Below are 13,272 nucleotides of genomic sequence, written 5' to 3' on the forward strand. Positions count from 1 at the left end.
TGCTAGAGTAAACACAAGAAACTAAATGAAGCCAAAGCCGATTTATCTTCTGCTTTGGCTTCTCATTTGTCTTCATTTCGACAACAATACCGAACTCTAACTGAACAGCCATAGAGTCTGATCTTAATGCCAACAAACGTCGCTCAATACACACCTCTGCACCTAGCAAACACGAATGTCGATTTAGCGCTACCGACTCGTTTTACGTTTCCGTATTACTATACCCCGCACCCTGTGTGTGAATTCGCTATGCTGCAGCTTCAGCAATCACTTGTCGACTGTGGTGTGAATGAAACCTCGCAAGGTAATCTCTACGCTGTGCTTCTTGTTCAGAATCCAACCACACAAGGGTTAGGTTACCTTTCTGCGTTTTCAGGCTTGCAGTTAGATCCGGCTTTGGTCTCTCAGTTAAACAACATTCACTTTGTTCCACCAGCCTTCGATTCAAAACAGTTTCAATCTCAAAACAGTGCGAACCTTGCTCGACAATTGCAGCTCTCGGACGACATTGAAAAGCTGCAACAGTCGCACAATCTAGACACATTATTGGCCGAGCTTGAAGGGTTAAAAATCGAATCAGCAAAAGCTATCGAAGCCTTTCAGTTAGCAATGGCCGCAAACAAAGCTCAGCGTAACGAACTCAGAGAACAAGCCAATCAAGAAAAAGCATTAGGGAATCTAGAGTCAGCGGCGAATTTGCTCAAACAACTGGGCAATCAAAGTAGCCAAGAGAAACGTGACCTAAAAGCACTTCGTATTGAGTGGAAACAGAAGATCGCAGAGCGCCAATCACAAATTGATTTGATTGAAAGCGAACTGAAAAACCGTAAGCAAGATCATCAAGCAGTTTCACAACAGTTGGAAACTCAACGCCTCTCTCACTATCGCTTTATCAATCAAGCCAAGCAATCTAAGAATTTACTCGAGTTGCTCGATGGTAAAGACGCGCTTGAAGGCTCTGGTGACTGCTGCCTACCTAAGTTGCTTAACTTTGCGTTTGAACACGGGTTCAAGCCGTTAGCATTATCTGAGTTTTGGTGGGGATTACCGCCTACAGACATCATTCGACAACACGCAAACCTCTACCCTGTTTGTCAGAGTAAAAGCTTTGAGATCCTCGAACACCAGTTAAGTGGCATAGAGCTAGAAGATAACCCGCTTATCGTGAACCCTGCGGTTGGTAAGTCTTTTAATATTGTTTATGAAGACGATGAAATCGTAGTCGTCAATAAGCCTGAAGAGTTCTTGTCGGTTCCCGGTAAGTTCATCGAAGATTCAGTTTATACCCGCATAAAAGCGCGTTACCCGGATGCGACTGGTCCTTTGATTATCCATAGGTTGGATATGTCGACGTCAGGTTTGTTGATCTTGGCGCTCACGGCGGAATCAAACAAGCATATTCAGAAGCAGTTCATTAATAGAACCGTAGAGAAACGCTACACCGCTTTGTTAGATGGCGAGATAACGGGCGAATCTGGCAATATCAGCCTTCCTTTGCGCGGCGACATCACGGACAGACCAAGACAACTGATTTGTCACCAACACGGCCGAAATGCAGAGACCCATTGGCAAGTGGTTAGCACTCACAATGGCAAAACCAAGGTTCACTTGTACCCTAAAACAGGGCGAACCCACCAGCTGCGAGTGCACTGTGCTCATCCATTAGGGCTTGCTGTACCTATTCGTGGTGACGACTTATACGGATACAAACGCGAGCGCTTACACCTGCACGCTGGCTACTTAAAGTTGATTCACCCGACAACCGGTGAATGGATGGAGTTTGAAGTGCCTTCCGAGTTCTAAACTCTAACTTATCGAGCTAAGACTCTTATCTCACTCAATATTTGATCTCATAAAACGCATCAAGGTTCTACAACTGCTTAAGGTATAGAACCCTGATATTTAATTTTAATGTGATTATCACAGTTCATTAGCGTACTTTAGTTACTGAGTTCAATACTGCAGACGCCTAGCCCATCACATCTTTGCGCTGGTCAACACATTCGAAAGAGCCCATTTCGAACTCGCGACAGATCCATGGTCGGTTTTCGTAGATAGTACACATCAGTGTTTCTCTATCTACCGCAGAACACCAGCCGTCGTCTAAGCGCTTCATGGTTTCACCGCCCCATTCATCATAAGCGATGTGCTCTTCAGGTACGCCCGTATCTGTGATGATCATAACCTCTAAACGACAACAGCATGCCTGACAATTTGCACAGGTTACTTCGGGTTCGGTTACGTTCTTTATATCTATCGTCATAAGTGACTACACTGCTAAATTTTGCGTATAGTAATCGAAACCGCCCGCTACGGCTAATAAAGATAGTGCGGCGCGGCGTTTTCATTGATGTAGAAATAACAAAGGGCGCTGTGATTCACTCACAACACCCATAATATTTCGACTTTTCAGCGCGGCTTATCGCCACAGGCTCTATTTAGAACAGGCTCGCGAAGAACAGCTTAACGTAGTCTATTAAACGTTTGAACAAACCGCCCTGTTCAACCGCTTCAAGCGCGATCAAAGGCTGAGTTTGAACATCTTCGCCATCAACGGTGTAATGAACCACACCTAGAGTTTGACCTTCTGCAATTGGCGCTTTCAGTTCAGAGTTAAGCTCGATAGATGCAGTCAGCTTTTTACTGTCTGACTTAGGCAACGTAATGAACGTGTCTTCTGCCACACCTAATTTCAATGTGTCTTGCTCACCAAACCATACCTTCTCTTCAGCCACTTGATCGCCGCCTTTATGCGGGTTTAGTGTATCGAAGAAACGGAAACCGTAGCTCAACAGCTGTTTGCTGTCTGATTCACGGCTCTTAACGCTTGATGCGCCCATCACAACCGCGATAAGTCTCATCTCACCTTGTGTCGCTGAACTCGCCAAACTGTAGCCAGCACCAGAGGTGTAGCCCGTTTTCATGCCATCTACGGTTAAGCTTCTATCACGCAACAAGCCATTACGGTTATGTTGAGTGATGCCGTTGTAACTGAAAGAGCGTTCGCTGTATAAGCCATACACATCCGGTAAATCACGAATAATGGCACGACCGAGTAACGCGATATCGTAAGGAGTCGAATAGAGGTCGTCTGCATCCAAACCATGTGCATTGGCAAAATGGGTGTTTTCTAGCTTCAGAGAGGTAGCCCAAGAGTTCATCAGGTCAACGAATGCATCTTGTGAGCCTGCAACATGCTCTGCAATCGCAACGCTAGCATCATTACCGGATTGAATAATCAAGCCACGATAAAGATCCATCATTGCTACATCGGTGTTTACTTCGATGAACATTTTTGAAGAGTCTGGGAAGTTCTTCGCCCACGCGTTCTCACTGATTCGTACCTGATCATCAGCAGAGATGTTGCCTCGCTTCATCTCTTGACCTGCCACATAACTGGTCATCAGTTTGGTCAAGCTTGCTGGGTTTAACTTCGTATGTGCGTTTTTTTCTACCAGCACATCACCAGAATTAAAATCAATTAACACATACCCTTTTGCGCCTAGGCTAGGTGGGCTTGGTACTATAGAAGGTGCTGCGATAGCTGCATTACTTACCATCGCGGCGTTACTTACAATGAATATACTTAATAGAGGGAGAGAGTATTTGGAAAACAGTTTCATTGAATCAAACCTAAGTTAACGTTTTGAGCAGTATAGACAAATGCTAGCAAAAGAAGCGCGAACTTTACGTTGCTTTACGTATTTGTACCATTCGTTACAAATAAAAAAGTATAATCTGCGATCTGACCATATTTTCCACAACTAATATTTACTCCACGAATGCATTCAACGCCTAATACTATCGCTCAGGCATGCGTCTAAATAACATTTCAACAAAGCCAGTAATACGCTGTTTGCTCTCGCTTGGCTCTAAATCAGGTTGGATGCCAGACTGTGCTAATGCTTGCCATTGTACGACCTCTGAGTTAGGTACGAAAAACGCAATGTACAACGACCCTTTCTCCGCGACTTTACCTTCACCATCGTAAAATGGCACACCAGTAGATAGCTTAATCGCATCGAAGATAGACTCATCGTTCAGTTCCGATTCTTCCGCTAATCCAAAGCCTACAACAACATCACCGACACCATCCTGCTTTAACTGATAACCTTTACTTGAGAGCTGTTCTTGAATCGAATCACGCACTAAATCGGTTACCACGGTTTCGTCGTATTTTTGAGAAAGGTAAACCTTTTCTGACTCAGGGTGCCAGGAGTACGTCATCACGCCGTGTTTCATGAAACCAAAGTCACCGCTAGTGACCACACCATAATTGTGTGTGGATGGTATTTCTTGTGTAGAGCATGCGGTCAGCCCAATAGCCATCAAAGCCAATAGTGCTGCTTTTTTTATGCTTTTTGTTGCACAAATGGATCGTTTTATCATTCGAGGCTTCCTTACCTATATAAGAATAACTATCAATTCAACCTCCAACATAAATAGTAATTATGTTAATAGAAAGGTCATTAAACGTTTGCGTAATCGCTAACCTTCACCTCTGTCTGTTTTGGGGGTTTAATCACAAAAACAGAGTTGGTATAGTTCTCCCCGTTAAACAAAACCAGACCATTCGAGGCACGGAGCTTCCTCAATCATCTCATGAAGAGAAGAATTGGTACCGACAAAGTATCGGCAAATTTAAGAGGGTCAAACAATGGAATTCAATATGGTTGAAATTTTAGGTTACGCTGCGTCTATTATGGTCGCAATTTCATTAACAATGAAAGATATCGTTCGTCTGCGTGTCCTTAACTTTATTGGCTGTGCACTCTTCACAGCATACGGCATCATGATTGACGCATGGCCAGTTGCAGCCACCAACGGCTTTATCGCTTGTGTAAACATCTACTTCCTTGCAAAAATGCAAAAGGAAAAAAAAACGAAAGCGATGAAAGCAGCGAAAGCTTAAATTAACGATTAGCCTTTCAAATAATTCTGAAAAAGCCCAAATAGAGCGATCTATTTGGGCTTTTTTGTGTTTGTCGTTCTCAAGAGCTCGATTTGTGTGAACAAAACTTTTCAATTCAATGAGGCTTTCAACCGATCACATGTAAGCAACGTGATATTCGTTCTCTCGATACGCTTGAGTGTTGTTACGTCCACTCTCTTTTGCTTGATAAAGTGCTTTGTCGGCTTTATCGATAGCGGTTTCAATGTCAGTCAGTGCTTGAGCATGGCAACAACCAGCGCTGATTGTTACTGGCGACACTAAGCCTTGAAGTTGCTCAACACATAACCGTAACGCCTCTGATAATTCGAATAACTCATGTTCATCACAATCAAACGTCACCAAAATAAACTCTTCACCGCCATAGCGTGCAATCAAACGACGACGGTTAACAAATCTCTTCAGTGATTTTGTGACCTCACAGATAACCCTATCGCCTTGAGCATGACCATATTGATCGTTCACCCGCTTGAAATGGTCAATATCCAGCAAAATGACACCGACATTTGTTAGCGGATAAGGCGACCTTTGAGTAATTTTCAGTTTTAGCTGTTCGATAAAACTCCGTCGACGAGGAAGCCCAGTAAGGTAATCGAGGCTTGCCACATCCAAGATTCTAAGATGACGATGCCGCAGGTAAAGCACCAACACGACAATAATGCTCAACAAACTTACAACCAAAGCCATCAAGCTAATAAACAATAGGCTATGATTTCGATTAAGCTCTTGCTCTAAGATACCTGCAGAAATGACCCAATTAAGATAAGGGTAAAACTTATAGAAGATTTTTTTGTTGGTCGTGCCACTATCACTGGAAATCGAGTAACTGAATTGACCTTCTGGTTTGGTGGCGATTCGATCAATAAGCAGTTCAGACGAGTAGCCTATTAAGGATTTCAATGATTTGTGCTCATAATCTGGATGAAGCACTAAGTTACCCTGCAGATCGACAATGTACACATATCCGCTATCACCAAACGCATACTTTCTAAGTTTATCTTTTAAACCTTCAAGATCGACCAAATACATCAATTCTTCTTTATAGGTCGTCGCAACCAAAGTATTACCACTCGGTAGCCTCATCGAATAAGCGACTTTGGCTCTGCGGCTTATCTCATGAGGGTTAGCGTGAAAGTACTCGATCATGCCAGAGTCAATAGTGAGCTGTTTTTGGATATGAGTAAGATGCCCACGCTTCTGACCTTGCAAGAATGGATGGTAGAGATGGACGCCTTGGGGTGACATCAAATAGATATAACCCGATTGTCCAATATGCAATTCACGGGCAATTTGGCTTACCTGTTCAACTTCTTGTTCTGGCGTGGTATGCCATACATGAGACGCAACGGTATCCGTAATTCCTTTAAGATATGTCTTTATCGCCTCATTAACTGTGGTGTCGACAATATCGTAACTCGCGTTCACAATCGTACGAAAAAACAGTTGGTTAGATTCCAACAATGACCTTTCAGTTCGATTAAATTGAAAGGCAGAAAGAATCATCGACACGACGGCGAGCGCAATTGAAAAATTAAGAATGTATTTACGTCTGACTTTCAAGATTACCCCGTAGATTTATAATTTCAGGTAACGCTGTGACTTCTCTTATATACAAACTGTTTTATATCATGTTTTTGTTTTTTACTGAACGAGTGTCGATATTTTTAAGGGTTTCTATACGTAATCTGTGACTTATAACAAAAACGCCGAACTGGATTCAGTTCGGCTTTTTGATTTTACGTCTAGATTGATTACTTAATTGATACTAATTCCTGATAAATAGACTTAAAAGCATTTGTGTTTATTACCTATTACTACACTCTATTGTCTATAAATAGTTTGCTTAGCATTAAATTAAGAACAAACTTGAGTCCAGCTACCATCGCTACCCGGTTCAGAACTTGTCCACCAGTTTGCTTGGTAAACACTGCCGTTGTGAACCACTTGGTCTCCTGTGTTTGCATGGCTTGGGTTACCTGCCCAATCTTTCTGAGGTAAGTCTGGGTAAACCGCTAAACCTGCCGTATCACATGTACCTGGATTGGTGCCACCATCGCCAGGGTTACCGCCACCTGAACTGATATCACCTAATGGTAGATCTGGCTGCTCGAAGCTAAACGCGTAATCAACGCCACCGACATTCACCGCGTAGTTAGCAGGGCCAGAAATTGGCAAGTAATACACCATGTCTAACTCATACACACCGCCAGCAGGAAGCTCTTCCCATGTCGGCAACGTAAACGCCACTCGGTGCATGGTTCCATCTAGTCCACCGATGTTATCCGCGCGAGTATGACCTGAAGCAATCACGGTCAAACCACCACCCGATTGATCTTTCGCGTTATCAGGTGCAGATACTGGGATATCGAATTGGAACTCAGTTCCACCCGGAAGAGCTTGCCCTGTGTTGTTCGTGAACGTGATCTTAGGGTTGATTGGGTAGTTTTGGTCACCGACTTTGAAGCCACCAACCGATACCGCGATATCTAGCGCTTCTGTTGGAATAGCACCCGTCGCTACTTTGTTTCCATATGGTGTTGCAGACTTAAACTTATCGTAGATAGCTTTCGTCATGGTGTTACCCATGTGGAACTCACCGTTACCGCTGTTACACGCTTGCTCAGTCGTATCGATAGAGCTTCGGTTGCCATTCGCATCGAGAACATAACAGTTATAATCCCCTGCTAGTTCCCAGAACATAATGCCGCCGATCTCTTTGTCGATAACGTAGTCCGCTTTCACGTCGATAGACTGTTTATCTTCTGTTGAAAGGAATACGCCCTTCTCTGCGTTCCACAACCAAGGGGCAACCGCCACACTGTCGTAGTTTCTCGTGTAAGTGCCCGTTAGAACATCTGAAGGATCATTCACAGGATCAAGCTTGTAAGCTTCAGCGTAAGAGCCCCAAATACCCTTCTCTAGGTTCTTCGCGTGCCACATAGGGTTAGAACCCGCGCCCATTTCGTTACCTTTTGGATCGGTATCGTGCCACATGTTGTCGATACCAATAGCGCCATGGCCACAGTTGTTTTTCTCGCCTTCACCCGTACCCGCTGAACATTCAGATTGGTTTGGCAGTGCTGCTCGGCCCCAAAGACCATTCTCACCACCCGTTACGCCTTGCCAACCACGAGTGTAGTAAGGCACACCGATGTTAATACGGCCTGCTGGCATAGAACCACGGAAGTAATGGTAAGCCCAATCCGTGTTCAGATAACCAATACCACCGTAAGCCGCCGTGTCGTATACGTTCCACTGCGCTAGCTCTGAATCTTTACCCGTATCAAACAAGGCTGCGTTATGACCTACGTGATCGTTCCACGCACCGTGAAGGTCGTAAGACATGATGTTTACGTAATCGAGGTACTTGGTTACATCGAATGTTTCCATACCGCGTAATAGGTAACCAGAAGAAGGCGCTGCGATCGTTAACATGTAGTGATTGCCATCTTGCGCAGACGCCGCATCGAGCTTCTCACGTAGCACTTTCATCAACACTTGGTACGAAGCCCACAGGTATTGACGACGTGGTTCCATGAAGTCTTTGTCGTATGGATTACCGGCACCCGCCATTGAGGTTGGGTATTCGTAATCGATATCTAGACCATCGAACTGGTACTTACGCAGCATTTCGACCGCTGAAGTCGCGAATGTTTCGATACCTTGATGGTTGATAGAACCATCAGCATTGGTCGTCATGGTGTAGAAACCACCATCAGCCACACGGCTGCCATCAGTCGCGAAGTGACCACCTGTTTCAGCCCAACCACCGATTGAGATTAACGTTTTCACGCCGTGTTTTTTCTTCGCTGTCGCTAATGCACCGAAGTGACCTTTGAAGCCTAATGCCGGATCAACTTCCACACCCGGCCACTCTTTACCAACCGCTGCGTTATTTGGATCGTTTACATCACCGACGTTTACTTTGCCATCTGAACCGATGCTCACGAAAGCGTAGTTAATGTGTGTGAGTTGTTCCCAAGGAATATCATTTACTAGGTAAGCAGCTTGTGGGTCATCCCCTGCACGCCAACTTGTGAAGTAACCAATGACACGACGGGGATGGTCTGCGCCCATTTTCTCACGGCCTTCATCATCGTAAATTGTACAGTAAGGAACATCGACACCTTGAGTTTGATATAAGCCATCAGGGTGACATGTGCTCACTGTTGGAGCGCCGTTCACGGTCAAAGATGCCAACGCAGAATCTGCAGTCGCACCTTGGTCGTCTGTTGCTTTCGCGTAAACCGCTAAAGAACCCGCTTGAGTTGTTGTGTAATCTAACGTGTAAGGGCTCGTTGCAGCAGTGCCCACAAGAGCACCCGCTACGTAGAAATCAACCTTATCAACCGTGCCATCGCTATCTGCTGCCGTTGCTGTCAGTGTGACTACACCACCAACATCAACAGATGTCACTGAAAGTGCAACTGAAACTGTCGGTGCTTCATTCCCTGGTTGTGCTGAATCAACAGAAACAGAAACCGCACTTGCAACACTTGCTGCGCCTTCATTATCCGTTGCAACAACAGAAACCTGATGATTACCCGACGTTGCAGCCCAAGTCGCTTCGAAAGGTGCCGCTGTGACTACCGCAACAGATGCGCCATCAACAAAGAACTCAACCGAAGCCACACTGCCATCAGAATCTAGTGCTGTTGCACTCAATACAACATTATCGCCTTCAGTAATCACGTCAGAAGCAGAGGGTGCCGTTAATGAAGCCGTTGGTACTTCATTTGGCGTACCGCCACCACTACACACATCAATCTTTTTCCATTGTGCATAGTCACCCTCAAATTGGCTCGGGTTGTTATTTTGATTCCAGTAATTCGCTGAGTACGCGCTGCCGTCATGTGAAACCTGATCACCACCGGTGTACACCGTGGCGGAATCCCACGCTTCTAACGTTGAACAATCCACAGCCGCGTAGCTGTTGAACGCCATTAAGCATGACGCGGTGAGAGTACTGAGTGTAAAAACCTTCTTGGCCACTCTTCCTTGGTTTAGGTGCATGTTAGCTGTCCCTTAAGTTATTGTTTCAAGATGCTTAATTTAAGTGTCATATTTCTCATCACTTAAATCTCTTCGCAAAACAACTGTAGGTAACAGTGCCAATTTAACACCTAAAATATTCGATATTTATAAAATGACTCGCATTAATTTGTTTATAGCATGCAATGAGTCGACACTTATTTTGCACGAACAACTAATATTAAATTTATTTCGGTACGCTAAAAAATATCGCCTAATTCGTATCCTTAATTACAAAACTCTATTCATATCTGCTTTATTTGTTCGTTCTGAAATTTCGTTTTAAAACTAACCAAAAGGGATTGATTTCGCCGTAGAACTGATTTCTTTTCTAAATTTGCCCACTTTTTCTTAACAATTGTGGTAGTATCGCGGATTTTTTTGACGAACCTCACATTTCCAATGCAAGTGTGGGAGAAATACATAGGCTCGAAAGAGCCAAATATAGCGAAGAAATAATGTCCAACTTGACGCAAGTCGCCAACGAAAACATCAACGCAGAATCTACTTCTATCGATTTCAATAAAGCTCAATCTTTGGGTGAAAAACTGGAACTCGGAAACCCAGTCTTTTGGCTTAGTGGCAGTTTTTTAACCCTCTTTGTCATCCTAGCCTTCACCAACACCTCCGTGTTGTCCGAACTTGTAAACATCGGCTTTAGTTATTCAACTAAGTGGTTCGGTGCTTTCTGGCAAGTCCTACTACTTCTCAACTTCATTATCGGTTTAGTGCTTGCACTAGGTCGCACCGGCCACGTTCGCTTAGGAACGCTTGCCCTACCTGAAATGACCACCTTTAAATGGATGTCTATCGTCCTATGTACGCTGCTAGCCGGCGGTGGTGTGTTCTGGGCAGCCGCAGAGCCTATCGCTCACTTTGTTTCAGCTCCGCCACTGTATGGCAACGCAGATCCTCAAGCGATGGCGTTCAATGCTCTATCACAATCTTTCATGCACTGGGGTTTCCTTGCATGGGCAATCTTAGGTGGTTTGTCTTCCATCGTGTTAATGCACTTGCATTACGACAAAGGCCTTCCTCTTAAGCCTCGCACTCTGCTTTACCCAGTACTTGGCGACAAAGCGATTAACAGTTGGGTTGGTAACGTTGTCGACGCATGCAGCATCGTGGCTGTAGCCGCAGGTACTATCGGCCCTATCGGCTTCCTTGGCCTACAAATCAGCTACGCACTGAGCGAACTATTTGGCATTTCAGACAGCTTTGCAACTCAAAGTGTTGTTATTATCTTTGCTATCGCAATGTACACGCTTTCTGCTTTGAGCGGCGTGAACAAAGGTATCCAACTGGTAAGCCGTTACAACATCATCTTGTCTGTGTGTCTAATCGGCTACATCCTTCTTGTTGGCCCAACGAGCTTCATCGTTGATGGCTACCTGCAAGGTATGGGCGAAATGGTTGATAACTTCATCCCAATGGCGCTATACCGCCAAGATACAGCATGGCTAGGTGGCTGGACTGTGTTCTTCTGGGGTTGGTTCTTAGGTTATGGCCCAATGATGGCGATCTTCATTGCTCGTATCTCACGTGGCCGTACTATTCGCCAAATGATCGTTTCTATTAGCATCGTTGCACCGCTTGTAACGTGTTTCTGGTTCAGCATCGTTGGTGGTAGTGGTCTAGCGTTTGAATTAGAGAACCCAGGTGTGATTTCTAGTGCGTTCGAAGGCTTCAACCTTCCGGCGGTTCTTCTAGCAATTACCGCGCAACTGCCGTTCCCAACTCTGATTGCAATTCTGTTCCTGATCCTGACGACCACGTTCATCGTGACAACAGGTGACTCAATGACTTACACCATCAGTGTGGTAATGACGGGTACGACAGAGCCAAACGCAGCGGTACGTACCTTCTGGGGTATCATCATGGGTGCGGTAGCGATCACACTTATCTCGATGGGTTCAGGCGGCATCTCCGCTCTACAGTCGTTCATTGTAATCACAGCGGTTCCGGTATCGTTTATCTTGCTCCCGTGTCTATGGCACGCGCCGAAGATCGCGAAGCAGATGGCAAGAGATCAAGGTATCGCTTAATACCTGACCCGATTTAGTTTCGGGTAGCGTAGAACACTAAAAAGCCACTCAAGTGATTCACCTGAGTGGCTTTGTTTTATCTGTTCGTTACTTCTATCTACGAAGCTTATTTCAATCGATAGTTCGGCTTATTGAAACTTTTCACCCGCAGCAACCATAAACGACATCTCAACCAGTAGCTCAGGATTAGCAAGTTCTGCTTTCACGCATGCACGGCTTGGCGCGCAGCCTTCAGGGAACCACGCTTCCCAAACTTCATTGAGTGCATCAAAGTTAGCGAAATCCGTGAGATAAATAGTCACTGACAATACGCGAGATTTGTCGCTGTCTACCAAACTCATCATTTCTTCGGCTTGTTCGAAGATTTGCTGAACCTGACTCTTAATTCCTGCTGTTGTATCCGTCTCTGCCACTTCCACAAAGCTTGCAATACCGTTAAAAACAGTTACATCAGACCAACGTTTGGTCGGGTTAATTCTATGAATTTTCACTGGTTATACTCTTCTTATAATTAGGGTGAACATCAGCGTAATCTAATCCAAATCATGAATATTGAAAACAAAAATTAGAAAGCTCGCGTTACCTTTTGAACAGCACTATCGCCTACCCATTGCTTTGGTTCTCAACATCACTAGCCTTTGAGTTTCTATCGAGACAATAAGTCGCTACCTATTAAGTTTTTAGATAAATATATTAATTATTATTCTCAATGCGAAATTTAATCTGAGCTATTGCGGTCATATTCAGGGAGTTTATTAAATTGAGTACTTTTATGCATGTTCAAACCTATGATTTAAAACAGAGTAATGTGGGATATAACCTAGGCGTGATTGGCGTAGCGTTGGTGTTAGCTTGGATTGGTATTTACAAGTTTACGCCAACCGAAGCAATGCTTATCGAGCCTTTAATCGCAAACCATCCTGCAATGAACTGGCTTTACAATCTGTTCTCAGTACAAGCTGTGTCTAACATGGTGGGTGGCGCGGAGATCATCGTCGCGATTGGATTGATCGTTGGATTTAAGAAGCCGACAGTAGCTTTCTACTCAGGCATTGCTGCATCGGCTATCTTTGTTGTGACACTTAGCTTCCTGGTTACAACGCCAAACGCTTGGAAAGTATCGGATGGCATCTTAGTCACTAACTTCTTCCTAGTGAAAGATATCCTGTTTTTGGCTATCGCGACTAGCGTAATCGAACATAACAAACCTCAGAAGTAACCGTAAATCTAGAAGTGGCCAAACCT

The 13,272-nt window shown here is 44.6% G+C and carries 10 protein-coding genes; 4 read left to right on the forward strand and 6 right to left on the reverse strand.

Annotated elements, in window-relative coordinates:
* Positions 1 to 126 precede the first annotated feature (126 nt).
* Positions 127 to 1,803 (forward strand): RluA family pseudouridine synthase, encoded by a 1,677-nt coding sequence (locus A6D97_RS04750; RefSeq protein ID WP_065583916.1) that lies wholly within the window; start codon positions 127 to 129, stop codon positions 1,801 to 1,803.
* 166 nt (positions 1,804 to 1,969) lie between these two features.
* Here A6D97_RS04750 and A6D97_RS04755 read toward each other — a convergent pair whose 3' ends face one another.
* From A6D97_RS04755 to A6D97_RS04765, 3 genes are all read right to left on the reverse strand, one after another.
* The gene (locus A6D97_RS04755) at positions 1,970 to 2,263 is read right to left on the reverse strand and encodes a YkgJ family cysteine cluster protein (RefSeq protein WP_080582263.1); all 294 of its coding nucleotides are present in this window, start codon (positions 2,261 to 2,263) and stop codon (positions 1,970 to 1,972) included.
* 175 nt (positions 2,264 to 2,438) lie between these two features.
* Positions 2,439 to 3,623 (reverse strand): D-alanyl-D-alanine carboxypeptidase family protein, encoded by a 1,185-nt coding sequence (locus A6D97_RS04760; RefSeq protein ID WP_017064476.1) that lies wholly within the window; start codon positions 3,621 to 3,623, stop codon positions 2,439 to 2,441.
* Positions 3,624 to 3,801: 178 nt separating this feature from the next.
* On the reverse strand, positions 3,802 to 4,389 hold the full coding sequence (locus A6D97_RS04765) for a DUF4136 domain-containing protein (protein ID WP_065583917.1): 588 nt from the start codon (positions 4,387 to 4,389) through the stop codon (positions 3,802 to 3,804).
* 268 nt (positions 4,390 to 4,657) lie between these two features.
* Here A6D97_RS04765 and A6D97_RS04770 point away from each other — a divergent pair, with 268 nt between their 5' ends.
* Positions 4,658 to 4,912: a YgjV family protein gene (locus A6D97_RS04770; protein WP_065583918.1), complete on the forward strand. Its 255-nt coding sequence runs from the start codon at positions 4,658 to 4,660 to the stop codon at positions 4,910 to 4,912.
* Positions 4,913 to 5,047: 135 nt separating this feature from the next.
* Here the strand turns inward: A6D97_RS04770 and A6D97_RS04775 are convergent, their stop codons facing one another.
* Together A6D97_RS04775 and A6D97_RS04780 are read right to left on the reverse strand one after the other, a co-directional pair.
* On the reverse strand, positions 5,048 to 6,511 hold the full coding sequence (locus tag A6D97_RS04775) for a sensor domain-containing diguanylate cyclase (RefSeq protein WP_065583919.1): 1,464 nt from the start codon (positions 6,509 to 6,511) through the stop codon (positions 5,048 to 5,050).
* Between the two features lie 294 nt (positions 6,512 to 6,805).
* Entirely contained in the window at positions 6,806 to 9,964 is a 3,159-nt protein-coding gene (locus tag A6D97_RS04780) for a glycosyl hydrolase family 18 protein (RefSeq protein WP_065583920.1), read from the reverse strand.
* Between the two features lie 476 nt (positions 9,965 to 10,440).
* On the opposite strand from A6D97_RS04780, the gene A6D97_RS04785 reads away from it, so the two are divergent.
* A complete protein-coding gene (locus tag A6D97_RS04785; RefSeq protein ID WP_017062653.1) occupies positions 10,441 to 12,027 on the forward strand; it encodes a BCCT family transporter in 1,587 nt (528 codons plus the stop codon).
* 128 nt (positions 12,028 to 12,155) lie between these two features.
* Here the strand turns inward: A6D97_RS04785 and A6D97_RS04790 are convergent, their stop codons facing one another.
* The gene (locus tag A6D97_RS04790; protein ID WP_017062654.1) at positions 12,156 to 12,518 is read right to left on the reverse strand and encodes a RidA family protein; all 363 of its coding nucleotides are present in this window, start codon (positions 12,516 to 12,518) and stop codon (positions 12,156 to 12,158) included.
* A 281-nt stretch (positions 12,519 to 12,799) separates the two neighbouring features.
* Between A6D97_RS04790 and A6D97_RS04795 the strand changes: the two genes are divergently transcribed.
* Positions 12,800 to 13,246 (forward strand): DUF417 family protein, encoded by a 447-nt coding sequence (locus tag A6D97_RS04795; protein ID WP_065583921.1) that lies wholly within the window; start codon positions 12,800 to 12,802, stop codon positions 13,244 to 13,246.
* Positions 13,247 to 13,272 lie beyond the last annotated feature (26 nt).

The organism is Vibrio sp. ZF57 (assembly GCF_001691235.1).
Lineage (GTDB): Bacteria > Pseudomonadota > Gammaproteobacteria > Enterobacterales > Vibrionaceae > Vibrio > Vibrio crassostreae_C.